Here is a 23,633-nt window from a genome sequence, read left to right as displayed (position 1 = left end):
CCGGGGTCACGGGGGCCGTGGCGACGTCGGGTTCGGACGTGCTCGGCTTCAGGCGAGGTCGGTGGCGGGCTCGGTCGCGTAGCGGCTCATCGCGTCGATGTTCGCCTGGGGTGTCAGCGGCCGCCCGCCGTCGAGCGCGTCCTGGAGGTCCCGGAAGTACTGGACGTACAGGTCGGGGGTGAAGGTGCTGAGCATGACGGCGGGTTCGTCGGTCAGGTTGGCGAAGGTGTGCGGGGTGCCGGGCGGAACCATCACCAGCGTGCCCGCGGCGGCCTCGTGGTCCTGGTCCCCCACGGTGAACCGCACCGTCCCGGAGAGGATGTAGAAGCCCTCGTCGTGCCGGGCGTGGCGGTGCTGCGGCGGCCCCTGGGTGTGCGGGGCGAGGACGGACTCGGCGATCGCGAGGCGGTGCCCGGTGTGGCTGCCGTCCTCCAGGACGCGCATGCGCGTGGTGCCCAGAACGATCGTCTCGCCCTCGCCGGGGCCCACCACCGACAGGGCGGGGCGGTTCTGCGCTTCGCTGTTCTTCGTGTCTTCGGTCATGCCCCCGAGTCCACCGCCGCAGGCCCGTCGGCGTCCAAGACCCGTTCCGGGGCCCCGATACCTCCTGGGTATCGTTGCAGCGTGGAGCTACGCACCTTGCGCTACTTCGTGGCGGTCGCCGAGGAACTCCACTTCGGCCGGGCCGCCACCCGACTGCATATCAGTCAGCCGCCGCTGAGCCGGGCGATCAAGCAGCTGGAGGCGGAGGTCGGGGCCCTGCTGTTCACCCGCTCGCCCACGGGGGTCATGCTCACCACGGTGGGCTCGGTGCTGCTCGACGAGGCGCGGTCCCTCCTCGACCATGCCGACCGCGTCCGGGTGCGCGTGAGCGCGGCAGCCGGCGTCGCGACCCTGACCGTCGGCATCCTGGGCGACGGCACCGACCCGGGGGTGGCCAGGTTGGCCGCCGCCTTCCGCCGGAGCCACCCCGGCGTCGACATCCGCATCCGCGACGCCGACCTGACCGACCCGACCTGCGGGCTGCGCGCCGGACTGGTCGACATCGCGCTGACCCGGGCGCCCTTCGACGAGACCGCCCTGACGGTGCGTGCGCTGCGGACCGACCCGGTCGGCGTGGTCCTGCGCGCCGACGACCCGCTGGCCCGCCGCGACGGGCTGCGCCTGGCCGAGCTGGACGACCGCCGCTGGTTCCAGTTCCCGCCGGGCACCGACCCCGAGTGGCAGTCGTACTGGAACGGCGGCACGCCGCGCGAGGGGCCGGTTGTGCGCGCCGTCCAGGAATGTCTGCAGACCGTGCTGTGGAACGGCACGGTCGGTCTGGCCCCGCTCGGGCACGACCTGCCTGCGGAGCTGGCCGTGGTGCCACTGGTCGACATGCCGCCGAGCCGCGTGGTGGCGGTGTGGAACGAGGGCGACACCAACCCGTTGATCCGGTCCTTCGTCAGGACCGCGACGGCCGCCTACCGCCGCTGAGCTTCCTGTTCAACATCCCGTCCGGCCTCGTCGGCGGCCACCTGGCCCGGCGCAACCTGCCAGCTGACCGCCCGTCGGAGGACGGCGCGAGCGGGACGGACGGGATGAACGGGATGAACAGTACGGACCGGACGGTTTCGGCGTCGTCCCCGTCGTACCCCGGGACGAGGCGCGGTCAGGGCGCGCCGGACAGGACTTCGACCGCGCCGGTGTCCAGCGAGTAGTAGGCGCCGACGACGGCGAGGGAGCCCTTCGCCACGAGGGGGGCGAGGTCCTGGTTGGAGCGCAGGTCGGCCGCCGTCAGCGTGACCTGGGCGCGCGACATGGTCTCGACCGGGTCGGCGCCGCCCTCCTTGACCGCCTGGTCGTACGCCGGCCGCAGGGCCTTGGCGATCGCGTCCAGGTTACCGGGCAGCGGCTTGCCGTCCCGGAAGGACTCGTACGCCGCCTTGACCGCGCCGCAGCGCTGGTGCCCGAGGACCACGATGAGGGGGGTGCCGCTCGTCATGGGCCCGTACTCGACGGATCCGGTGACCACCGGGCCGACCGCCTCCCCGCCCGTGCGCATCACGTACAGGTCGCCGAGGCCGGTGTCGAAGAGCAGCTCGGGCGGCACCCGGGAGTCGATGCAGGAAAGGATCGACCCGAAGGGCTCCTGCTCCTGGGCCACCAGCTGACGCCGGTTCGGGTCCCGGTCGGGGTGCTGGAGGTCTCCGCTGACCCAGCGCTTGTTGCCGTCCATCAGCCTCGTGAACGCCGCGGCGGGCGTGGTCGGCCGTGCCTCCGCCGAACCGCCGCTGCCCGTGGGCGTGGCGGGAGCGGCAACTCGCGAGTCCGCCCTCGTCGTCGTACACCCCGCGAGCGCGACCGCAGCGCTCATCAGCCCACCGGCGAGCAGCGCTCGACGACTCGGGCTACCGGCTCCGTCCATCGGTTCGTTCCCCTCACTGCCACTCGGACTCGTCCTGTGTCCGGACCAGGACGATTGTTCGGCCTGGTCGGGGCGACGCGGCGGCAGGCGCAAGGGGGCGCGCGCCACATTGCTGCGGACGGCCCACACCACCCGCCACCCACCGGGGTCACGTCGTCCGGCGGGATACGCGGGCATCACCCCGCGGATGCGGGAGAGGGTGAACACCCGCGCGTCCTCCCGCGGGGGCCGTGCTACCGCGCCGGGCGTTCCGGGTGGGTCAGGTTGGCCCCGCTGCGGGGGTCGAAGACGTGGATCCGGGCGGTGTCGATCCGAAGGTCCAGGGGGCCGCCCTCGGTGGCGCGGGTGGCGGGGGCGAGCCGTGCCACGACGTGCTGCTCCTGCATGCCCGTGTCGGCCCGGCCCGAGTCGGCGGCGAGTTCGGCGAGTTGGTCCAGTTCGTCGAGTTGGGTGAGTTGGGTGAGTCCCGCCGTCGGCGCCGGTCCGCCCCCCTGCGTGAAGTGGACGTAGACGTCGGAGCCCACGGACTCCCTGACCTCGACGGTGACGGTGCAGGTGACCCCGCCGCCGTGTTCGGTCAGGGCGGCGTCCTCGAAGTTCTCGGGGCGGATGCCGACGATCAGCTCGCGCGGGGCGTCCGCGCGTTCCAGGGCGCGCCGGGTGCGGTCGTCCAGCGGCAGCGCGCCCAGCGAGGTGTGCAGCGTGTTCTGCTCCAGTGCGGCGCCGAGGAAGTTCATGCCGGGCGAGCCGATGAAGCCGGCGACGAAGAGGTTCACCGGCTCGTCGTACAGGTGCTGCGGCGAGCCGACCTGCTGGACGACGCCCGCCCGCATGACGACCACCCGGTCGCCGAGCGTCATCGCCTCGACCTGGTCGTGGGTGACGTAGACGGTGGTGGTGCCCAGGCGGCGCTGGAGCGCGGCGATCTGGGTGCGCATCTGCACCCGGAGCTTGGCATCGAGGTTGGAGAGCGGCTCGTCCATCAGGAAGGCCTTGGGCTCGCGGACGATCGCCCGGCCCATCGCGACCCGCTGGCGCTGCCCGCCGGAGAGGTTGGCGGGTTTGCGGTCGAGGTGCTGCGTCAGGTCCAGGATGCGGGCGGCCTCCTCGACCTTGGCGGCGATGGTCGCCTTGTCCGCCTTGGCCAGGCGCAGCGCGAAGCCCATGTTGTCGCGCACGCTCATGTGCGGGTAGAGGGCGTAGCTCTGGAAGACCATCGCGATGTCGCGGTCCTTGGGCGCGCGGTCGTTGACGACCTGTCCGGCGATGCGCAGGGTTCCGTCGGTGATGTCCTCCAGCCCGGCGATCATGTTGAGCGTGGTGGACTTGCCGCAGCCGGACGGGCCGACCAGGATCACGAACTCGCCGTCGGCGATGGTGAGGTTGACGTCGCGGACGGCGAGGGCGCCGTCGGGGTAGCGCTTGGTGATGCCGTCGAGGACGATCTCGGCCACGGTCCGCCTTCCTGGTCCGCCGGGTGGGGCGGTCTCATCCTTTGACTGCGCCGGCGGTGAGGCCGGCGACGATGCGGCGCTGGAACAGCAGTACGAAGACCACGATCGGGATCGTGATGACCACGGCGGCGGCCGCGATCGAACCGGTCGGCTGCTCGAACTGGGAGCTGCCGGTGAAGAAGGCGATGGCGGCCGGTACGGTCCTGGCGGCGGTGGTGGAGGTCAGCGAGATGGCGAACAGGAAGTCGTTCCAGCAGAAGATGAAGACCAGGATGGCGGTGGTGAACACGCCCGGTGCCGCCAGCGGTGCGATGACCAGACGGAACGCCTGCCAGGGCGTGGCGCCGTCGACCTTGGCCGCCTTCTCCAGGTCCCAGGGGATCTCGCGGAAGAACGCCGAGAGCGTGTAGATCGCCAGCGGGAGCGAGAAGGTCATGTACGGGATGATCAGTCCGGGCCAGGTGTCGAAGAGGCCGAGCACCCGCTCGATGTCGAACAGCGGTGAGACCAGCGAGATCGGCGGGAACATCGCGATCAGCAGGGAGATCCCGATCAGCAGCCGTTTGCCGGGAAAGCGCAGCCGGGCGACCGCGTAGGCCGCCATGGTGCCCAGCACGACGGCGATGGTGGTGGCGATCACCGCGATCCCGATCGAGTTCACCAGGGCCCGGGTGAACTCCGAAGTCCGGAAGATGCCGCGGTAGTTGGCCACTGTCCAGGTGCGCGGCACGAAGTTGCCGTCGGTGAGGGTGGCGGGGTCCTTGAAGGAGAGCGCCACGATCCACCACACCGGGAAGAGCGCGTAGAGGACGACCGCGAGATTGGCGATTCCCCAGCCGGTCAGGGTCCGGGTGCGGCGGGTGCTCATCGGCGCTCCGGTTCGGTGCCCGGCGCGGCCGTGCCGAAGAGCTTGACGAAGACCAGTGCGATGAGCGCCACGCAGACGAAGATCAGGACGGAGATCGCCGAGCCGATGCCGAGGTTGAGCGCGGTGAAGAGGTTGTCGTAGCCGAGGATCGAGACCGAGCCGGTGCCGTTGGAGCCACCGGTCAGCACGTAGATGTCGTCGAAGATCCGGAAGGCGTCCAGGGTGCGGAAGAGCAGGGCGACCAGGATCGCCGGTTTCATCAGCGGCAGGATCACCAGGCGCAGCCGCTGTCCGGAGGTCGCGCCGTCCACCATCGCCGCCCGGACGGTCTCGTCGGGCACCAGCGCGAGGCCCGCGAGCAGGAGCAGGGCCATGAACGGGGTGGTCTTCCACACCTCCGCGAGGATGACCAGGCCGATGGCGGGCCACTGCTCGGTCAGCGGGGCGCTGCCCCCGGGCAGCAGGGCGGCCAGGTAGCCGGTGCCCGGTGTCCAGGCGTACTGCCAGGAGTAGGCCGCGACCACGGTCACGATACCGTACGGCACCAGGACCGCGGTGCGGACGGTGCCGCGGCCGAAGACGGCGCGGTGCATCACCAGGGCGAGGGCGAGTCCGAGGGCCAGCTCGACGGCCACCGACACGACGGTGATCAGCACGGTGACGCCGAGCGCCTGCCACCAGACGGGGGAGGTCAGCACGGCGCCGTAGTTGGCGAGTCCGACCCAGTGCGCCTGGTCGGGGAACCGCAGGTCGTAGCGCTGCAGCGAGAGGTAGACGGCGTAGCCGACCGGGTAGGCGGTGACCGCGAGCATGACGACGGCCGCGGGCGCGCACAGCAGCAGGCCGAGCCTGCGTTCCTGGCGGGCGCCCCGGGAGGGCCCGGCCGCCTTCGGAAGGGCGGCGTCGCGGGCTCGGGTGGGTGGTGTCACGGAATCAGCCCCTTCGAGCCGAGGGCGTCCTGGATCTGCCCGCGGAGGTCGGCCACGTCCTTCTCCGGGCGGATGCCGGCGGGCGGGGAGAGGGTGTGGGAGATGGCGATGGACACGTTCTGGTAGGCGGGCGTCTGCGGCCGGACGCTGGCGCTGTCGAGGGCGGCGAGCACGTCGGCGGCGAAGGGGTAGCTCCGGGTGAGTTCCTCGGTCCGGTACAGGCTGCGCAGCGACGGCGGGAGACCGCCCTTCAGCGCGTTGGTGAGCTGGTTGTCCCGGCTGCGCAGGCACAGGGTGGCCTCGAAGGCGAGGTCGGGGTGCCGGCTGTAGGCGCCCACCGCGAGGTCGATCCCGCCGATGGTCACGCCGGCGGGGCGGTCGGGCGTCACGGCGGGATAGGGCGCCCAGTGGAAGTGCGGGAACAGTGCGGGCTGGTTGGCTTTCATCGACGGGTAGACGAACGGGTAGTTGAGTTCGAAGGCGGCGGTGCCGGACTCCATGGCGAGCCGGTTCTGGTCCTCCATCTGGTTCGGCAGCGAGGGGTCGGCGGCAGCGGAGGTCGCCAGGTCGTGCATGACCGTGGCGGCCGCGACGGCGGGTGGCCCGAGCGAGGGGGCCTGTGCGTCCGGGGTGAGGACGGAACCCCCGGCGCTGGCGACCAGGGTGTTGAACCAGACCGTCAGTCCCTCGTACTGGGCGCCCTGGATCTCCACGTAGTGCGGTTTGCCCGCACGGGCCAGGTCCTCCGCCGTGGCCAGCATCTCGGCCCAGGTCCTGGGCGGGGTCCGGACCAGGTCGTCGCGGTACCAGAGCAGTTGGGTGTTGGAGTTGTACGGCGTCGCGTACAGCCGGCCCCGCCAGGTCGCGGTACGGACCGCTGCGTCGAGGGTGTCGGCGGTGCCCCGGTCGCGTAGCTTCCCGGTCCACTCCCGGATCCATCCGGCCTCGGCGAACTCGGCGGGCCAGGTGACATCCAGACCGAGGATGTCCACGTCGGTGTCGTGGGCGGCCATCCGGCGCACCAGTTGCTGGCGTTGGCCGTCCGCGCCGCGGGGCAGCTTGTCGTACCGGATGGTGTAGCGCCCGCCGGACTGCTGCCCGCAGCGGTCGGCGGCTTGCTGGAGCGCGCCCGAATCGTCCGGGAAGTTGTACCAGTTCAGCGTGACCGGGCCGTTCTGCCCGCCGCTGCCGCAGCCGGCCAGGGTGGACACGACCACGGCCAGCCCGGCGGCGGCACTCGCCCACCGTGAACGGAGGCTGGGGACCGTCGGCATCGTTCTCCCGTGGTGGGGCGGAGTCGTTCTCCCGTGGCGGGGCGCTCCCGTCGGGGCGCTCCCGTAGCGGGGCGGACCGGCCCCGACGACCCTAGCCCGCCGCCCCGGCCGAGTCCCCGCGTGCCGCGCCGTCGACCAGCCGGACGGCCCAGCCTCCGGAGACCGGCGAACCGTGACGGGGTTCGACCGGTGGCGGGGTTCGACCGGTGGCGGGGTTCGACCGGTGGCGGGCTCGTCGGCGTAGGAGATCCGGGTGCCGGTGGTGGAGATGCGCACCTTCACCACGACCGAGGCGCTGCCCGCGATGAATCCCCGGGCGGGCGGACACCACCACCCCGGTGGTGTCCGCCCGCATGCGGCCGGGCCTCGGCTACCAGCGGTCGTGCACCTGCGGCCGGATGCGGCGGTCGTACAGCTCCCGGACGGCGTCCAGCGTGGCCGGCGGCAGCGGCGCCAGTGCCGCAGCCGCGGCATTGGCCCGTGCCTGCGCCACGTTGCGGGCACCGGGGATCACCGTCGTCACCCCGGGCTGCTGGACGACCCACCGCAGCGCGGTCTGGGCCGCAGTCGCGCCCTCGGGTGCGAGCGCGGCGAACTCCCGTGCCGCTTCGACGCCCGTCGCGAAGTCCACGCCGGAGAAGGTCTCGCCCTGGTCGAAGGCCTCGCCGTGACGGTTGTAGGTGCGATGGTCGTCCGGGGCGAAGACGGTCCGCTCGCTGTAGCGGCCCGAGAGCAGCCCCGAGGCGAGCGGCACCCGAGCCAGGATCGCGACCCCGGCCGCCTCGGCGGCCGGCAGCACACGCTCCAGCGGCTTGAGCCGGAACGCGTTCAGGATGATCTGCACGCTCGCGACGCCCGGGCGCGCGATCGCGGTCAGCGCCTCCGCGCACGACTCCACGCTCACCCCGTAGGCGGCGATCCGCTCCTCCGCCACCAGGGTGTCCAGGGCGTCGAACACCTCGTCCGAGGAGTAGACGGGCGTCGGCGGGCAGTGCAGCTGCACCAGGTCCAGCCGCTCCACGCCCAGGTTTTCTCGTGAACGGTCCGCCCAGGCACGGAAGTTGGCGAGGTGGTAGTGCTGGGGACGCTGCTCGACCCGGCGGCCGAACTTGGTGGCGACGAACACCTCCGCGTCCGGGCGCTCCTTCAGGAAGCGGCCGATCAGCCGCTCACTGCGGCCGTCGCCGTAGACATCGGCGGTGTCGAAGAGCGTCACACCCGCCTCGACGGAGGCCTCCAGTACGGCCAGGGCGTCCTCCTCCCGCACGTCACCCCAGTCGGCACCGAGCTGCCAGGTGCCGAGTCCGACGATCGAGACGGGACGGCCGGTGCGGCCGAGTACACGCTGTTCCATGGCACGAGCCTCTCACGACCTCCGGGGACGGCCCCTCCGGCACCGCACAACCGGCCCGTGACCCAGGTCACCACCCCCGTCCACGCGCTCGGCAGCGTCGCGGGCACGGAGTCGGTTCCCGGCGCCGACGGGCAGCGCCCACACGCTCGGCACCGCCCACGACGCCTCCGTGTTCGCCGAGCGGGTCCACACGCCCCGTGTTCGTGTTAAGGAGGTGTTCGACTTCAGCCACGCGGAGATCGGCGAGGCCGTCGAACGCTCGGAGTCGGCGGTGCGTCAGGTCGCCCGCCGGGCGCGAGCACGTGCAGGCCCGCCGTCCGCGCTTCTCCGGCGACCGGGCGGTCAAGCAGGACGCGACCGAGCGCTGCAGGGCCGCGTCCTGACGGTGCACAACGTCGCCAGTCCCGAGAAGCTGCGGGCCGTCAGCGAGGGCACCGTGCACGACCTGCGGGGTTGAAGCAGAGCGCGTCCCCGGCCATGAGGCCCCGGGAAAATCCGCCGGACGGGCCCGGTGCTGGGGCTCCCTCAGCGTGAATCGGAAGTGGCGTGCAGTCCGGCGGTGGGCACGTCGTCGAGGGGGACGGCCGCGACGGTGTCCCAACGGATTCGCCGGCCCGAGGCGTCCGACCCGTCCACCGGCACCCGTTGCCAGTACACCTCGATCAGCTCGATCCGGCGCACCGTGAAGGGCGCGTGACCGGGCCGGACGCGGTGGATGACCTGCGCCAGCTCGTCGGTGTCGACGTCCGCGGCGGCATACCCCGCGGTCATGTGGAGGACGCCGAGGGGGTAGGCGGTGGAGTCGGGGCCGCAGACCTGGTGGATCGCGGAGCGGACCCGGTGCTGGAGGACGGCGAGTTGGTGGTCGGGGTGGAGGTCGAGCCGTACGCCGGTGCGGTACGCGAGCGGTGATCCCGCCTGGAGGACGAGCGGTCCGGTACCGGCGACGGCGGTGCGCAGTCGGTCGGCGAGTTCGCGGCGTTCGGCCTCGCCGATGGCGTCGGGCGGCGTGGAGGTGATCATGTCGAGCGTGATGTGCGCGTGGTCGTCGGGCACCGGGACCACGGGGAAACCGGCCAGTGACTTGCGCAGGTCGCCGAGCAGCGTGCGCAGGGCCGATCCGGCGGAGAGATCCGGCAGCGCGTACACCTGGAGGACCCGGACGCCGTCGGGCCACGGCTGCCGGCCGAAGGTGGGGTGGAACGCTTTCACTACCGCCTCCTCGTGGTCGGGATCGGCCGGGCTCGGGCGCCGGGTTCGGTCCGGTCGGCCTGGGTCGGCCTGGGTCGGCCTGTCCGATCCTGGCGCATCGGGCATCGGTGGGAGGAGGTTGAGCGGTCGAGTCACACGATCGTGCCAACGGAAACCAGGTGGTCTGATCCCTCGTCCACTACGATGATCGTTTTTGCTTGGGCCGGCCGACTGGGGGGACGTGCCGACATCTGGCCATCCGCCTGCGCTCAGCCAGGCCGCCGCCGCCACGTTGCCGATGCCGCGGTTTTGAGTGGCCACTGCTCTCAGTGGCCACGGGCGCCCGTGGCGCCCGTGGTACTCAGCCGTACGTCGCTCCGGAAGCAGGGCTCGCGACCGCTGGCGGCCGCGCGTACGAATCCGACCGGCGAAAGGCCGACAGACATGACCACAGACACCGACAACACTACTGAGCGGCCCTCAGCGGCCCCCGACGACCGAGCACCGTCACGGCGGCGGCTGCTGCGGATCGGGGCCGGCGTCGCGGGCGGCGGCGCCCTGCTCGGGGCCGCGGCCGGGGGCGGGATGCTCGCCGGGTGGGTGCCCGGTGGGGTGACGCTGAAGAAGGCGCTGGGGATGACCGGGACGGACGGCAGGATCCCGGCCGTCGCCCCGGGGCCCGTGCGCGTCGAGAAGGTGCGTTCGGCGGCGCGGGGCCGGGAGGTCACGATGGTGACCATGCTCCCGCCTGGTGCCGCGGCGAGCACGAACCTGCCGGTCTGCGTCCTGCTGCACGGCCGCGGCAACGACGCACAGGGCATGGTGACGCTCGGGGTTCCCCAGTTCCTGGCGGCCGCGGTCCAGGGCGGTGTGCCACCGTTCGCCGTCGTCGCGGTGGACGGCGGGGACGCCACGTACTGGCACCGGCAAGCCGCCGACGGCGATGACCCGCAGGCGATGCTCCGCGAGGAACTCCCCGGCTGGCTGCACGCCCGCCAACTGCCCACGCCGCGTGCCGTGACGGGAATCTCGATGGGCGGATCGGGCGCCCTGCAGTACGCCGTCGGACGCACCCAGGCCGGCCGCAACCTGGACGCCGTGGCGCTGCTCAGCCCGGCCGTCTTCCGCACCTGGGCGGACGCCCGCACCACCGGCGGGTACGCCGACGAGACGGACTGGCAGGCCCACGAGCCGACGCTGCGTCTGGACCAGTTGCAGACCGGCACCCTCGGCGTGTGGTGCGGTCAGGAGGACCCGTTCTGCCCCGCCGCCCGCCAGGTCGCCCGGCAGGCGCGAGCGCGGGTCGGGCGGTTCCCCGACGGGGAGCACACGGACGGCTTCTGGCGGCGGGTGATGCCCGACGCGATGTCGCTCCTGGGGCACGCGCTCGCCACCGCCTGAAAAGTCCCGCTCGCGGAACCCGTCGCGGTCCGGAGCGGAGCCAGAGCCGGAGCCGGAGCCGGAGTCCGGAGCGCCGTCAGCGGTACCAGGTGCGGATGACTGCCGCGGCCTCCCGCACGTCGGCGTGCCCGGCGCGGATACGGGCGGCGAGGTCGACGGCCTGTTGGGGCTCGGCGGTGACGATGACACCGGAGGCGCTGAGGTAGGAGGCGGCCACGACGGCAGCGAAGTGCTCGTTGGCGGACTCCAGGGCGGGGACGCGGATCAGCTGGTGCATCAGCGCGGCGGCGCGCTGGTTCACGGCCTCGTAGACGGGAACGCCCATGACCTCGTCGGCGTGCCGGGCGACGGCGGCGGCGAGGGTGCCGTAGTCGGTGACGTCCGGGTCGCCGGGTACGAACTGGTGGGCGATGTCGAGCAGCCAGGCCCGATCGATCCGCAGGATCACGCCGCGCCCGCCGCCACGCCACGGGCGGGGGCCGCGCCCGGGTGCCATCCCGGGTACTGGCCGCGTTCCGCCTCGAGGACCGTCCCCCGGGCCTGCCCGGCGTTCTCCGGTCGCGCGCTCAGCTGCTTCATGTGCGCGAGCGTAGCGGTGAGTAGCGGGCGCTACCAAGACACGGGGGAACGCGGGGGAATGCTGCCCGGCCGACCGACGGGCCGTGCCGGAATCCGCAGCATTGGCATCACCCGCGCATCCGGTGGCCGAGCCCTTGCGACGCCACTCCCCCGGTGTCGGTGGGTCGCTCTGTGAGCGAACTCCTTTCCCCCCACCTGAGCCTGCCCGTGCCCCGCCGGCCCCGGCACGCATTCGGCGCTGCTGAACCGGGACCTGGGGCCGGTGGAGTACGCGGTGGACGAGGACGCGGAACCACCGCGCCTCTACGTTTCCCGGATCCTGCGCTCCGACTGACGCCCCGGCCCTCCGCCGGGTGGCGCGCGGCCGCCGTCGTCGTGTCACAGCGCTCTGGAAGGCTGCGGCCCGTGATCGATCTTCCCCGTACCGGCATCAGCCCGGTGTTCGCCCCGGTGAGCGAGTCCTGGAGCGTTATTGATGCCTGGCTGGCCGACCACGTTCCCGCGAGCCTGGCGGAGCTCGGCCCGCCCGCGACTCCCGAGGCCGTCGCGAGGGCCGCGGTACGGCTCGGCCTCGTGCTCCCCGCCGACCTGCGTGAGTCGCTGCCCTGCCACGACGGGGACGATTCCTACCTCCGCATCCTGCCCTGCGGCCCGCTGTACTCGAATCCGTCCGCTCCCGCCCGCAGGATCTGCGGGGCCAGATGCCGTCAGCCCGGACGGTACGGCCGTCGCTCCCGTCCGCGAGCGAGTCCGTGGTGGGGGCATGTCCGTACCAGAGTCGCTTGGGTCGCTTGGGTCGCTTCGGTAGCTGGCTCGACAGTTGGCGTCAGGGCCTCCAGCCCCGGGCGGTTTCCTGCCGGGGAGGCAGCGACCGAGCGACTGAAGCGACTGAAGCGACCCAAGGTCGGAGATCCTGGCGGCGCGCGTGAGCGCGCCGGTGGTTCTTCCTCGGTCGGCGACCGGAGCTACCGAAGCGACCCAAGCGACCGAGCCGGCGACTTGCAACCGGGTCCGACACCCGCGACACGCCGGGGGAGGGCCCCCGCGAGACTCAGTCGCTTTCGGTCGCTGGGCTTCAGTCGCTGGACAAAATCCCAGGTCAGAGCACATGCACCCACCCCATCAGCGACCCAAGCGACTCAAGGTCGGGTATATGAAGACATTCCCGTGTGCGTGTGCGCGTTATAGACCCGGGCTTCAGTCGCTTCAGTCGCTGTTTGTTGGGAAAATCGGCTCCGACCTGCGAAAACGCTGGTGGACCGAAAACAGCGACCGAAGCGGCTCGGTCGCTGGCCCCGGGTTCGGTCGCTCAGTTTCCTCGCAAGTACCGGCGGTCCGGGACGGTATGTGCTCGCTCGGCTAGTCTGTGTGAGCTATCTTCTGGACTTCGGTCGCTTCAGTCGCTGATCCGGCACCTTCCAGTGCTCTGACCTGGCTTTTTGCCGTCAGCGACTGAACAAGCGACCCAAATCCGGGCAGCTACCCAGCTACCGAAGAAGCTGGGCGAGAGCTGCAGCAGCTACCGAACCAAGGGGAAGGGACCAGCGTGACGGCGCCGAAGGCCGTGGGGAGCGACCGAACGGAGCGTCAGCCGGACGCGCTGGCCGTCGCGCGCTGGTGTGCCGCCCAGGGATGGCCCGTCCATCCGCTGGCTCCCGGGAGAAAGACCCCGCCGGCGAATTGCCAGCCCTGCCAGGAGTCCCCGCACTCCCCCGCCGAGTGCCTCTGCCCACGGGTCGGTCGCTGGTGTCACGGCTTCCACGCCGCCACCACCGACCAGGAAGTCATCAGTGCCTGGTGGCGGGTCAACCCGGGCTTCGGCACCGGCGTCGCCTGCGGGCCGTCCGGCCTGGTGGTCATCGACGTCGACAGCCACCCCGCGGACGTCCCCGCCAGGGACCGGATCCTGCCCGGGATCCCGATCCACGACCGGGTCGACCTCGAGGGCCTGGAGAACGGGTACCACACGCTCGCCCTGCTGGCCGCCCTGCGCAAGGCTCCCGACCCCTCCGCAGACGCCGGGACCCTGCGCGTGCGCACCCCTTCCGGCGGCCTGCACATCTGGTACCGCGACGACGCCCACCACCGCTTCACCTGCTCCACCGGCTCCTCCACCGGCCGTGCCCTCGCCTGGCAGGTCGACGTCCGCGCGCACGGTGGCTACATCGTCGCGCCCAGCACCGTCACCACCAGCGGCACCTACCGGCCCCTGCCCGGTGCCACCGTCCCGGCCCCGCTCCCCCGGTGGCTCGCCGAGGAGCTCATCCGCACCGGCCATCTCAAGGACCGCCCCCAGCAGCCCGGCAGCCCGCTGCCGGCCGTCCCCGACCGGGCCCGCCAGGCCGTGGTCGCGGCGGGCGGCGGCAGGCGGGGCGCCGAAAAGGTCCTCGACACCGTCCTCCAGGACGTCACCGACTGCGCCACGATCCCCGAGGGAGCCGGGTTCACCGGCAAGCTCAACCGCGCCGCCTACACCGTCGGCGGCCTAGTCTCCGCCGGACACCTCACCCACGCCGCCGCCGAGCGGCTGCTGACCGACGCCGCCCGCACCGCCCGTCCCGCCCAGGACCGGCAGAGCTCCGCCGTCATCCGTTCCGGCCTTGAGGCCGGAGCCCGGCAGCCACTGCACATCGGGAAGGCGCGAGGATGAGCGACAGCCCCCGCAAGAGGACGGTCTTCGATCCCGTGGCCGCTGCCCAGCAGATCCTGGAGTACTCGCCCGTCCCCGGGCCCGCGCAGGCCCCCTGGCACGGCACCGCCGTCCAGGAGAGCCTCCTCGACGCGCCCGCCGCCCCTGCCCCTGCTTCCGCTCCTGGTCACGGCCCCGGCGCGGCTTCGCAGGCGCCCGTCCAGCCCTTCCACGACTCCCAGGAACTGCCGAGCGTCCGGGCCCAGGCGGGCCCCGTTTCCCAGGCGGGCTCGAAGGCTGTTCGGCAAGAGGGCCGGCAAGAAGGTAGAGACGGTCGGCAAGAAGGTGCGCAGGCGAGTCAGCACGGCCTCCTGCCCGACTCCCTCTCCGACCGCGGCAACGCCAAGCTCTTCGTCCACCTCTACGGACGCGACTACCGCCACGTTCCCGGCATCGGCTGGTACCGCTGGGCCACCCACCGCTGGCAGCTCGACGAGGACGACACCGTCCTGTGGGCCGCCGGCGAGATGGCCGAGAGCATCGCCACCCACGACGCCCGCGGCCTCTACACCAACACCGACCTGCGTCGGCACCGCCGCCGCGCCCTGTCCACCTCGGGCATGAACGCCATGCTGGCCCAGGCCAAGTCCGCCCCCGGCATGGTCCTCAACGCCGCCCTGCTGGACGCCGACGCCTACGCCCTCTGCACCCCGGGCGGCGTCGTCGACCTGCGCACCGGCGCCATCGTCCCGCCCGACCCCAAGGTCCACCACCACTCGCGCTCCACCACGCTCGCCCCCGCCCGGATGCCCACCCCCCGCTGGGACCGCTTCCTCACCGACACCTTCGGCGACGACAAGGAAGGCCGCCAGACCCGCGACTTCCTCCACCTGCTGCTCGGCTACTCGATCAGCGGCGACGTCGGCGCCCAGGTCATGCCGTTCCTCTACGGCCAGGGAAAGAACGGCAAGTCCGTCCTCCTGGACGTCATGATCCAACTGCTCGGCGACTACGCGGACGCGGCCCCGCCCGGCTTCCTGATGGCCAAGACCTTCGACGGCCACCCCACCGACCTCGCCGAACTCCACGGCCGCCGCATCATCGTCTGCTCCGAGCTCAAGCCCGGCGACCGCTTCGACGAGGCCCGGGTCAAGCTCCTCACCGGCGGCGACAAGATCAAGGCCCGCCGGATGCGCCAGGACTTCTTCTCCTTCGAACCCACCCACAAGCTCTGGCTGCTCGGCAACCACCGCCCCGAGGTGGGCACCGGCGGCTTCGCCTTCTGGCGCCGCATGCGCCTCATCCCGTTCGAACGGGTCGTCCCCGAGGAACGCAAGATCGACAACCTCGCCCACGTCCTCGTCGCCGAGGAGGGCCCCGGTATCCTCGCCTGGCTCATCGACGGTGCCCGCCGCTACTTCGCGGGTGAGAAGGACCTGGCCGGACCCCAGGCCGTCCAGACCGCCACCACGGCGTACGCGGAGACCGAGGACCACGTCGGCCGTTTCCTCAAGGAGGCCTGCGTCACCGGGGAGGGCATGCGTGCCGAACAGTCCCAGCTATTCGGCGCCTACACCCGTTGGTGCGGCTTCGAGGGAGCCAATCCCGTATCCGGCCGCGCGTTCGCCGCACGAGTCCGCGAGACACTGGGTATGACCTCTCCCAAGGAGATGGTCCTGTCCAACAGCCGCAAGTACTACCCGGGCATCGGCCTGATCACCGACGACACAGAGGAGCAGAACGCGTGAGCGCGCTGATCGACCCGGCCGAGCTCGCCCACGAAACCGATCTCGTCTGGCTTGAGGACACCACCGACCTCGACTACGTGCGCCAGTCGCTCGACCGCCTCACCACCCGGCGCGGCCGCCCGGCCTACCACCGCGACGGCCGCATGGTCGGCTACGCGATCCTCGGCCCCGACGCCAAGTCCTCCCGCGCCTCCGGCACCTTCCGCCGCCGCGTCTTCTGGCTGCTGCCCCACGACCGCGACCAGGACCCGGACGGCCTCTACACCACCGGCGCCCCCTCCGAGGCCGTGGACCCGCGCACCGTCGCCCCGGGCGTCAAGGGCTACAAGACCGAGCGTTCCGAGGGCGGGCCGGCCTCACCGGCCATGCTCGAACTGGGGATAACGCTGCCGAAGGCGTGACGGCCCCGGAACTGTGCGGGGGGCGACCCGAGAACTCGGGGTCGCCCCCCGCACAGTTGTCCGGCTGCTTGTCGGCGGGCGCAGTTACTGCTGGAGCGCCGGTTGGCCGGACAGGAGGCTCTCCAGGAACTGGCCGCCGCTGCGCGCGGGGGCGGGGGTGTTCCGCGGTTCCAGGGTTTTCGGGGGATCCGGGGGCGCCAGGGGCTCGGGGCGGGTCCGCAGAACCTGGGTCCGCTCTTCGGTTCGTTCCTCCGCCCGCTTCCCGGTCCGCTCCTCGGTCCGAGCGGAGACCATGACACCGAGGGCATCGGCGATACGGGTCATCGACTGGGGCTGCCCCGGCTGGTCCTCGACGGTCACTGCCGCCGTACCCGTCGCCGTACCCGTCGCCGCAGCCGCACCGCGCAGCCGACTGACCTCCGCCTCCAGCGACTCCAGCCGCGCCCGCAGGTCGTCCAGCTCGCTCTTCTTCCCCATGCTCCAGGACCCTCCCCGGCCGTCCACGGCCCTCTGACGTGCTGTTCCAGCCTATCCGGGCCCCTCCCCCGCCTCCACGGCCGTCCGGCACCTCCGCTCCCCGGTAAGTTGACCTGATCAAAAGTCAGTCGGGGTAGTGCCCGACCGTGGGGCCGTCGGTCGCTGGCGTCGCCGGCGGCGTCATCCCGGCCGGCCGGTCGCACCATCGGCTCGCCGACGACCCGGCGACACGCCTCGCAGCGGCACTGACTGCAGGAAAGCACCACGGCAGTTGAGCCGTAGCCGGTCCTCGTGAACAGGGCGACGTGGGCGAAGGGCACTGCGGGCGTGTGCGTTGAGGGCGCCCCGGCGGCGCCTGTTGAAGCGACCGGCAGGGGCGAGACCCCGCCGGTCGGGGTGCCGAAGGGCAGTCACGTCTCGCTGTCCGATCAGCCGTGCAAGGGATCCTCGAGGACGGGGACGCAAGGAGACAGCATCGGCTCCGCGTGCTCGCTGACCTCGCCCCGGACCATCCGGAGGACGTAGACCTCGTTCTCGTGAGCCGGGTTCTCGTCATCGCGCACGTGCAGGAGGCCGTACGAACCCGGCGCCCGGCGGCCGACCTCGCGGAAGAAGTCGAGGACCTCCGGATCGCGGTGGTTCCGCTGGCCCCCGAAGTGGAGGAACAGCGCACCGTTCATCCGGCGCAGGTCCAGGAGGTGGGGGCTCGCGATCTCCTCGACCCGCTGCTGGATGCCTTCCGCGATGACGTTCAGGCGGCCCTCTTCGAGGCGGATGTCCTCGTCATCGGCGCCGGCGGTCTCCAGAACGTTGATCCAGCCGTGGTACTCGAACACGGGTCGGCAGCCTACCGCCGGGCCCGACCTGGTGCCGCTTTCCCATGCGGAGCAGCGGCCGGCAGTCCGCCGCGGTCGAGCAGCTCGTGGAGCCGTGCGACGGGCAGCGACGGATTGGCCGCGGCCCCCTCGGCCAGCTCCGGGGCGTCCAGGAGGGAGGAGATCAGCCCCAGCGGAAGCAGTGGGTTGGCGGCCGCTGCCCGGCGGACACCAGGGTCCGGGTCGGACAGCAGCCGGAGCGGCGGCTCGGCGAGGGTCCGGTCGGCGGCGGCCAGGGCGCGGACCTCCGCGTCGGCGTGGTCGAGGAGGTGGCCCAGCCCGGTACGCGGCAGCCGGGGCAGCGTCAGCAGGTACGGGCGGTGGCGCGGTACGGCGGTGAAGGCGTCGAGGACGATCGCCGGCGGTGCCAGCGGATGGTTGAGAGCGAGCAGGTGCCGTACGTCCGGGTCGGGGTCGGCGGCCAAGCGCCGCACCGACTCCCCCGGCAACCACGCGCACGTCGCGGCGACCCGGCGCAGCCGGGGCTCTTGCGACGCCGCGCACGCCTCGTACCAACTCGTCCCCGGCGCCAGGAACATCTCGCCGACCGGGCCGACGCACTCGGCCGTGTGCCCGAAGGCCCGGTCGAGCGCGGCGCGCTGCGGCCAGGTGCGCGGGAGCGGCTGCAGCCGGGCCCGGGTCCGAACGGTCTCGTCCGGGTCCTCGGAGAGCACCGCCAGCAGGGCCGAATCCAGGTCGGCCCGGGCGGCCACCCGCTCACGCACCTCCGGATCGGGGTCGTGCGCCAGCCGGGCGACGACGTCGGCGGGCGTGTGGTGGTTGGAAGCGAGCGCCCACAGATCGCGCCCCTGCATGAGGCACCGCTCGGCCACCGCCCGGGACACGGCGTAGTTGACGAGCAGCAGGGCCCGGTGGTGGCAGTCGGGTTCCGGCAGGTCCGCCTCCATCGCCGCCGGATCCAGGATCCGGCTCTGCTCGCGTGCCGTCTCCGACACCGCCGGATCCGGGTCGGCCAGGAGCGTTTCGCGCTGTTCGGGGGTGAGCCACAGCCACAGGCTCGTGGCCTGGGCCCGCAGGTCCGGGTTCGGGTGCTGAAGCATCCCGCGACGGAACGACTGCGGGATCTGCCCGGATGACGCCAGCTCCTCCTTGATCTCGTCGGCGGTGAGACGCTGCTCCGACCAGTCGTCGTTGTGCGCGGTCAGCAGCGTCTCCAGCACCTCGTCGGGGAGAGGCCCTGCCACCCCCAGGCGCGGACGGGGGCCTGCGGCCAGGGCCGCGCGAACGAGGGAATCCGGGTCGTCGACCAGCCGCCCGCGCTGAGCGGGATCGGCGTACCGGTTACGGGCGAAGGCGCGGCGAACCGCCCTCTCGGGGTGGGCGAGCACCGCCTCGACGACCTCTGCGGGAAGCGCTCTCTCCCCGCAGAGGAGCGGCCAGGCGGTGTGCGCCTGCGGGGCGAGAAGTCGCAGCAGGACCTCGGAAGGGGCGGCCGGGTTTGGCGGCGACGCCGCGCAGCCACAGGTCGGGGAGAGGTGAGGAGGACATAGGAACATCGTCGCAATGATCAACACGCGGCGTGGGCGGGAGGCCCGCTCTCGCTCCCGCTCCCGCTCCCGCTCCCGCTCCCGCTCCCGCTCCCGCTCCCGCTCCCGCTCCCGCTCCCGCTCCCGCTCCCGCTCCCGCTCCCGCTCCCGCTCCCCCGAATTTTCCGCGGAAAATTCCGGAGTCCGGCGGCGGCCGGATCCGGCCGCCGCCGGACTCCGCTCCCACCGAAATCCAGTGGTTCCGTGGACGCCATCCGAGGTTCGATGGCTCCGCCGCCGCCCAGGCCGCCGACCATCCCCCACCCACACCGGAGACCGACCTGATGACGGACCAGTCCCACGACGCGACACCGGCAAAGCGCTACGTCTACCTCGACCCGGACGGATGCGGCGGCGGCTGGATGTTCGTCATCGTGGCGGCCCCCACCGGCGTCGTCTACCAGAACCAGTGCGGCGGCTACGCCTGCGCCCAGTACGAGCAGGAGGGCTACCTCGTCCCGCTCTACGGAACGGACCTGGACGAGGGTATGAACGAGATCTTCGTCGGCGAGCTGAAGGGCTACGGCATGCGCGGCCGGGAGTGGCCAGCCGGGGTGCTCGACCGACTGCGGACCGCCGTCGACTCCCTGGGGATGTACGGCTCCGGCCGTAGCGACGATCTCCGCCCGCCGTCGCTCATCCTCGATGAGTCCCGGCTGTCGGAGGCGGCAGGCCTGGATCCCGGTCATCACGCCTGACGGCCCGGGCGTACTGGTCTGGGAGAACTCGGACTAGCCGCCGACCGGTCCGGGTTCCGGCGACCGATTTTCCGCGGAAAATTCGCGAGCCGCAGAACCCGGGCCCCGGTTCGAGGGATGTCGCTCCCAGGAGGATTCGGACGGTTCGCGCCCCGCTCCCCCGGCGCCGCAGATAGCGTCGTCCCATGGCGGAGCATTCGTACGGCGACATCCGAATCGAGGCGCCCGAGTCCGGTGCCCTGGTACGCAAGCGCCTGCACATGTTCTTCGCGGTCGGACCCGAGGACCCGCCACTGGGTGCGAACGTGCTCTCCGTTCTGGGCGAGGGCCCGCTCCACGCGGCGAACGCCGAAGTCCCGGCGCACATCGGACCGGACGTCACCCTCCCCACGGAGTTCGACAGCTTGGACCTGCACGGCCCACTGTGCTCCGCGCCTCCCGGCCTCGGCTCGCTCCTGATCCGGGACCACCGGCGCGGCCCTGCGGTACGGGAGGTGCGGTACCACTGACCACTCCCCCACCACCTCGGCGACCCCTTCCGTAGGGCCTCCGAATTTTCCGCGGAAAATTCGTGACCCACCGGCCCCGCGGACTGCCCATCGCGGACTGCCCATCGCGGACGAGCCGTCCGCTGGCCGGACGGCGGGCGCGAATTTTCCGCGGAAAATCGAGCGACGGCCTGGGTTGTCCGGGCCGCTCCCTACGGTCGCCGGGTGACGGACGACGAGATCCCCGGAGCAAGCCTGCCGAAGGGTTGCTCGGGAGCGGAGCGCGCCGGTCGGCGTGGGGGAGTGGTGCGAGTGCACCGCAGATGCCTACGAGCACAGCCCGGATCGGTCGCCGAGGCGGCGAGGGACCAGTACCTGGGTCCGCGACCGGCGGACCACCTCGGCGGCTGCTACCTCGGCGGGTGCTACCTGTGCGCGGGCGACGACTGCTGGGGGAGGCGGCGGACGAAGTCCAGCAGCAGGGTGCAGAACACCGCGGGCTGTTCCAGGGGCGCGAGGTGTCCGGCGTCGGGGATGACGGTGATCCGGCCCGCGCCGAGGTCGCGGGCCAGGCTCTCGCCGCCTTCGTGGAAGTCGGGCATGTCGTGCTCGCCCACGCCGACCAGGGCGGCCACGCCCCTGAGCGCGCGCAGCGGCGCCGGGCCCGTGCCGAGGGGGTCCGTCGCCTGCGGCGGTTCGCCGTGGGTGAGTTGTTCGGTCAGCTGGCGGTGGAGCATGCGGGCGGCGTGGGTGCGTACCTCCTCGGTGGCTCCGGTCGAGGTCCACGCCTCGACGCCGGCCTTGACCGCGGCCTCCAGGTCGCCGGCGGCCAGTGCCGTCCGTTCGGCTTCCCAGGCGGCGTCCAGCCGTGGGGAGGCGGGCTGGTCGTGCGGCCGGTACCCGACCAGTGCCAGGCCGTCCACCCGCTCGGGTGCCGTGACGGCGACTTGGAGTGCCACCAGGGCGCCCAGTGAGTTCCCGGCGAGTACGAAGCGGTCGGCCCCGAGGTGGTCGAGCGTGTCGAGCACGTCCGACCAGGGAGCCACCACGCGGCGGTCGGGCACGGTCGCGTCGCCGTGGCCGGGCAGGTCCAGGGCGATGGCCCGTACGCCCGCCTCGGCGAGCAGTGGGAGGTGGGCGTTCCACATGGTGCGGTCGGTGGGCCGCGCGTGGAGCAGGACGACGGGCCGTCCCCGGCCTGCCTGGGTGGAGGGAAGCAGCATGGTGCGAGGTGCCTTCTTCAGTGGGTGGGTGGGGGAGGGCCGGCCGGTGTGAAGGGCAGCGCCCAGTCCCGAGGGGAGATCATGTGGCGTCGGCGTCGGTGAGTTCGCCGAGTTCCACGTCGGTCAGGCGCAGCGTCGCCGCGGCCAGGTTCTCTTCCAGGTGTGTGACCTTGGAGGTGCCGGGGATGGGCAGCACGACCTCGGAGCGGGCGAGCAGCCAGGCCAGGGCCACCTGGGACGGCCGGGCGTCGTGGGCGGCGGCGATGCGGTCGACCGGCCCGCCGGGGCGGGTGAGCTCGCCGGCGGCCACCGGCGCCCAGGGGATGAAGCCGATGCCGTGGCGGGTGCAGTGCTCCAGGACGTCGGCGGAGCTGCGGTCTGTCAGGTTGTAGCGGTTCTGGACGGTGGCGATCTCCGCGATCGCGCGCGCCTGCTCGATCTGGTCGACGGTGACCTGGGACAGGCCGATCGCGACGATCTTGCCCTCGTCCTGGAGCCCTTTCAGCTCGCCGACCTGGTCCTCCAGCGGGACCTGGGGGTCGACGCGGTGCAGCTGGAAGAGGTCGATGTGGTCCAGGCCGAGCCGGCGAAGGCTCAGCAGGGCCTGTTGGCGCAGGTACTCCGGGCGCCCAAGGGGCGGCCACGCCTTGGGGCCCAGGCGTACCAGCCCGTCGCGGGTCCTGATCGTGTCCGGGCCGTTGCGGGTCAGCCCGGCCTTCGTCGCGATGAGCACGTCGTCGGGGTAGGGGTGGATCGCCTCCCGGATGATCTCCTCGCTGACGTGGGGGCCGTAGGAGTCCGCGGTGTCGATCAGCTGCACGCCGAGTTCGACGGCCCGGCGCACCACGCGGACGCACTCGTCGCGGTCCGCGGGCTCGCCCCACACACCGAGCCCGGTCAGGCGCATGGCGCCGAAGCCGAGGCGGCTGACTTCCTTGCCGGCGATCTTGAAGGTGCCGGCGGTGTCGAACAGGGCGGTGGTCATGATCGGGCGTCTTCTTCCTCTGCGGGGGAGTCCTGGTCGGTGGGAGCCGGGCCCTGTTCGGCCAGTCGGCGCAGCAGGACCAGGGCATCGGCACTGGCGCTGCCGGGTTCCGCGCTGTAGACGGACAGGTGCTGGCCCGGGGCGCTGCTGACGGCCAGCGCCTCGAAGTGCAGCCGCACCTCACCCACACCGGAGTGCCGGAAGTGCTTGTCCTCCTGCGTGCGGGGACGGACCTCGTAGCGTGCCCACAGGCCGGTGAAGGCGGGGCTGCGCACGCCGAGCTCGCCGACGATCCGCTCGATCCGCTCGTCCTGGGGGAACTGCGAGGAGGACGCCCGCAGGTTGCCCACCGCGGTGTGCGCGGCCTTGTCCCAGTCGACGTAGAACTCCCGCGCGAACGGGTCGAGGAAGATCATCCGCAGCAGGTTGTCGTACCGGGTGAACCCGCGGTACAGCTCGCGCGCCATCGCATTGGCGGCCAGCACGTCCTGTGCCGCGCCGACCACGAAGGCCGGCACGTCGCGCATGCCGTCCATCAGCCGCACCAGCTCCGGGGCGACGGTGGGTGCCGCGGCCTCCGTGGCGAAGACGGGCAGGCCGAGCCGGAACAGGTGACCCGCCGCGGCACCGTCCAGCCGCAGTGCCGCGGCGATCGCCCGGAGCACCTGCTCGGACGGGTTGCGCTCACGGCCCTGCTCCAGGCGGATGTAGTAGTCCGTGCTCACCCCGGCCAGCAGCGCCACCTCGTCCCGTCGCAGGCCCGGCACCCGCCGTTCCCCGCCGTCGAACAGCCCGACGTGCCGCGGCGTGATCATCGCGCGGCGAGCACGCAGGTACTCACCGAACTCGTTGTTGCTTTCCATGTCCGCCACGCTAGACCGACCGCACGGGTCGGGGCGTGGGTGCGGTGCACCCACCCGGGACTGCGGCCACAGACCAGCTGCGTGCCTCGGCTCCGTCGGTCGACAGGCTTCGGATTTTCCGCGGAAAATTCCGCGGCTCGACGACGACCGATAGACGGCGCGGCAGCGGCAGCCGACCACAGCGCGCCACCGTGCCGTCGGCAGCCGTCCGCACGGCTGGCCAGCGGCTGGTCCGGATTTTC

At 72.2% G+C, this 23,633-nt stretch carries 24 protein-coding genes; 8 read left to right on the top strand and 16 right to left on the bottom strand.

Going from position 1 to position 23,633, the window contains the following annotated elements:
- Nucleotides 1-48: 48 nt before the first annotated feature.
- On the bottom strand, nucleotides 49-543 hold the full coding sequence (locus HS99_RS13505) for a cupin domain-containing protein (protein ID WP_030556067.1): 495 nt from the start codon (nucleotides 541-543) through the stop codon (nucleotides 49-51).
- 81 nt (nucleotides 544-624) lie between these two features.
- On the opposite strand from HS99_RS13505, the gene HS99_RS13500 reads away from it, so the two are divergent.
- Nucleotides 625-1,476: a LysR family transcriptional regulator gene (locus HS99_RS13500; protein ID WP_232543281.1), complete on the top strand. Its 852-nt coding sequence runs from the start codon at nucleotides 625-627 to the stop codon at nucleotides 1,474-1,476.
- Nucleotides 1,477-1,651: 175 nt separating this feature from the next.
- Here the strand turns inward: HS99_RS13500 and HS99_RS13495 are convergent, their stop codons facing one another.
- The 6 genes from HS99_RS13495 to HS99_RS13470 all read right to left on the bottom strand — a co-directional run bounded on the left by HS99_RS13495 (nucleotide 1,652) and on the right by HS99_RS13470 (nucleotide 8,286).
- Nucleotides 1,652-2,218: a carbonic anhydrase gene (locus tag HS99_RS13495; protein ID WP_030556071.1), complete on the bottom strand. Its 567-nt coding sequence runs from the start codon at nucleotides 2,216-2,218 to the stop codon at nucleotides 1,652-1,654.
- 422 nt (nucleotides 2,219-2,640) lie between these two features.
- Complete coding sequence (locus tag HS99_RS13490; protein WP_030556073.1) at nucleotides 2,641-3,861, bottom strand: ABC transporter ATP-binding protein; 1,221 nt, start codon at nucleotides 3,859-3,861, stop codon at nucleotides 2,641-2,643.
- 34 nt (nucleotides 3,862-3,895) lie between these two features.
- On the bottom strand, nucleotides 3,896-4,729 hold the full coding sequence (locus HS99_RS13485) for a carbohydrate ABC transporter permease (RefSeq protein ID WP_030556076.1): 834 nt from the start codon (nucleotides 4,727-4,729) through the stop codon (nucleotides 3,896-3,898).
- On the bottom strand, nucleotides 4,726-5,658 hold the full coding sequence (locus HS99_RS13480; protein WP_030556078.1) for a carbohydrate ABC transporter permease: 933 nt from the start codon (nucleotides 5,656-5,658) through the stop codon (nucleotides 4,726-4,728). The genes HS99_RS13485 and HS99_RS13480 overlap by 4 nt, the downstream gene beginning before the upstream one ends.
- The gene (locus tag HS99_RS13475) at nucleotides 5,655-6,932 is read right to left on the bottom strand and encodes an ABC transporter substrate-binding protein (protein WP_046386560.1); all 1,278 of its coding nucleotides are present in this window, start codon (nucleotides 6,930-6,932) and stop codon (nucleotides 5,655-5,657) included. Before HS99_RS13475 ends, HS99_RS13480 begins: the two co-directional genes overlap by 4 nt.
- Before the next feature lie 370 nt (nucleotides 6,933-7,302).
- Nucleotides 7,303-8,286 carry an aldo/keto reductase gene (locus tag HS99_RS13470; protein ID WP_030556083.1) on the bottom strand — a complete coding sequence of 328 codons (984 nt, stop codon included), beginning with the start codon at nucleotides 8,284-8,286 and terminating at the stop codon, nucleotides 7,303-7,305.
- Nucleotides 8,287-8,500: 214 nt separating this feature from the next.
- On the opposite strand from HS99_RS13470, the gene HS99_RS13465 reads away from it, so the two are divergent.
- The gene (locus tag HS99_RS13465) at nucleotides 8,501-8,743 is read left to right on the top strand and encodes a hypothetical protein (RefSeq protein ID WP_030556086.1); all 243 of its coding nucleotides are present in this window, start codon (nucleotides 8,501-8,503) and stop codon (nucleotides 8,741-8,743) included.
- A 68-nt stretch (nucleotides 8,744-8,811) separates the two neighbouring features.
- Here HS99_RS13465 and HS99_RS13460 read toward each other — a convergent pair whose 3' ends face one another.
- Entirely contained in the window at nucleotides 8,812-9,498 is a 687-nt protein-coding gene (locus HS99_RS13460) for a 2'-5' RNA ligase family protein (protein WP_030556087.1), read from the bottom strand.
- A gap of 423 nt (nucleotides 9,499-9,921) precedes the next feature.
- Here HS99_RS13460 and HS99_RS13455 point away from each other — a divergent pair, with 423 nt between their 5' ends.
- Complete coding sequence (locus HS99_RS13455) at nucleotides 9,922-10,878, top strand: alpha/beta hydrolase (RefSeq protein ID WP_050366303.1); 957 nt, start codon at nucleotides 9,922-9,924, stop codon at nucleotides 10,876-10,878.
- Nucleotides 10,879-10,954: 76 nt separating this feature from the next.
- Here HS99_RS13455 and HS99_RS13450 read toward each other — a convergent pair whose 3' ends face one another.
- Together HS99_RS13450 and HS99_RS47750 are read right to left on the bottom strand one after the other, a co-directional pair.
- Entirely contained in the window at nucleotides 10,955-11,326 is a 372-nt protein-coding gene (locus HS99_RS13450) for a hypothetical protein (RefSeq protein ID WP_030556091.1), read from the bottom strand.
- The gene (locus HS99_RS47750) at nucleotides 11,323-11,457 is read right to left on the bottom strand and encodes a hypothetical protein (RefSeq protein WP_267885577.1); all 135 of its coding nucleotides are present in this window, start codon (nucleotides 11,455-11,457) and stop codon (nucleotides 11,323-11,325) included. Before HS99_RS47750 ends, HS99_RS13450 begins: the two co-directional genes overlap by 4 nt.
- 1,546 nt (nucleotides 11,458-13,003) lie before the next feature.
- Here HS99_RS47750 and HS99_RS13445 point away from each other — a divergent pair.
- Genes HS99_RS13445 through HS99_RS13435 form a run of 3 tightly spaced genes read left to right on the top strand, consistent with a single transcriptional unit; the run spans nucleotide 13,004 to nucleotide 16,235 of the window.
- Nucleotides 13,004-14,107, top strand: a complete 1,104-nt coding sequence (locus HS99_RS13445) for a bifunctional DNA primase/polymerase (protein WP_232543280.1) — start codon at nucleotides 13,004-13,006, stop codon at nucleotides 14,105-14,107.
- Complete coding sequence (locus tag HS99_RS13440; RefSeq protein WP_030556095.1) at nucleotides 14,104-15,834, top strand: DNA primase family protein; 1,731 nt, start codon at nucleotides 14,104-14,106, stop codon at nucleotides 15,832-15,834. Before HS99_RS13445 ends, HS99_RS13440 begins: the two co-directional genes overlap by 4 nt.
- Nucleotides 15,831-16,235, top strand: coding sequence for a DUF6009 family protein (locus tag HS99_RS13435; RefSeq protein WP_030556097.1), 405 nt, complete (start codon nucleotides 15,831-15,833; stop codon nucleotides 16,233-16,235). The genes HS99_RS13440 and HS99_RS13435 overlap by 4 nt, the downstream gene beginning before the upstream one ends.
- 84 nt (nucleotides 16,236-16,319) lie before the next feature.
- Here HS99_RS13435 and HS99_RS13430 read toward each other — a convergent pair whose 3' ends face one another.
- The 3 genes from HS99_RS13430 to HS99_RS13420 form a co-directional block, all read right to left on the bottom strand.
- On the bottom strand, nucleotides 16,320-16,712 hold the full coding sequence (locus tag HS99_RS13430; RefSeq protein ID WP_030556099.1) for a hypothetical protein: 393 nt from the start codon (nucleotides 16,710-16,712) through the stop codon (nucleotides 16,320-16,322).
- A 428-nt stretch (nucleotides 16,713-17,140) separates the two neighbouring features.
- Entirely contained in the window at nucleotides 17,141-17,548 is a 408-nt protein-coding gene (locus tag HS99_RS13425) for an Imm7 family immunity protein (protein ID WP_030556100.1), read from the bottom strand.
- Nucleotides 17,549-17,559: 11 nt separating this feature from the next.
- Complete coding sequence (locus tag HS99_RS13420; RefSeq protein WP_046387206.1) at nucleotides 17,560-19,104, bottom strand: amino acid adenylation domain-containing protein; 1,545 nt, start codon at nucleotides 19,102-19,104, stop codon at nucleotides 17,560-17,562.
- Nucleotides 19,105-19,418: 314 nt separating this feature from the next.
- Between HS99_RS13420 and HS99_RS13415 the strand changes: the two genes are divergently transcribed.
- Complete coding sequence (locus HS99_RS13415) at nucleotides 19,419-19,832, top strand: DUF6210 family protein (RefSeq protein WP_232543279.1); 414 nt, start codon at nucleotides 19,419-19,421, stop codon at nucleotides 19,830-19,832.
- Between the two features lie 185 nt (nucleotides 19,833-20,017).
- Nucleotides 20,018-20,341 carry a hypothetical protein gene (locus tag HS99_RS13410; RefSeq protein ID WP_030556103.1) on the top strand — a complete coding sequence of 108 codons (324 nt, stop codon included), beginning with the start codon at nucleotides 20,018-20,020 and terminating at the stop codon, nucleotides 20,339-20,341.
- Nucleotides 20,342-20,745: 404 nt separating this feature from the next.
- Here HS99_RS13410 and HS99_RS13405 read toward each other — a convergent pair whose 3' ends face one another.
- The 3 genes from HS99_RS13405 to HS99_RS13395 form a co-directional block, all read right to left on the bottom strand.
- The gene (locus tag HS99_RS13405; protein ID WP_030556105.1) at nucleotides 20,746-21,543 is read right to left on the bottom strand and encodes an alpha/beta fold hydrolase; all 798 of its coding nucleotides are present in this window, start codon (nucleotides 21,541-21,543) and stop codon (nucleotides 20,746-20,748) included.
- Nucleotides 21,544-21,622: 79 nt separating this feature from the next.
- A complete protein-coding gene (locus tag HS99_RS13400) occupies nucleotides 21,623-22,528 on the bottom strand; it encodes an aldo/keto reductase (RefSeq protein ID WP_030556107.1) in 906 nt (301 codons plus the stop codon).
- Entirely contained in the window at nucleotides 22,525-23,391 is an 867-nt protein-coding gene (locus HS99_RS13395; RefSeq protein ID WP_030556109.1) for a helix-turn-helix domain-containing protein, read from the bottom strand. Before HS99_RS13395 ends, HS99_RS13400 begins: the two co-directional genes overlap by 4 nt.
- Nucleotides 23,392-23,633: the final 242 nt, after the last annotated feature.

The sequence above is a fragment of the Kitasatospora aureofaciens genome, from assembly GCF_001188955.3.
Taxonomy (GTDB): domain Bacteria; phylum Actinomycetota; class Actinomycetes; order Streptomycetales; family Streptomycetaceae; genus Kitasatospora; species Kitasatospora aureofaciens.
Note: the sequence above shows the minus strand (reverse complement) of the source record. Positions and strands in the feature narration are given on the sequence as shown.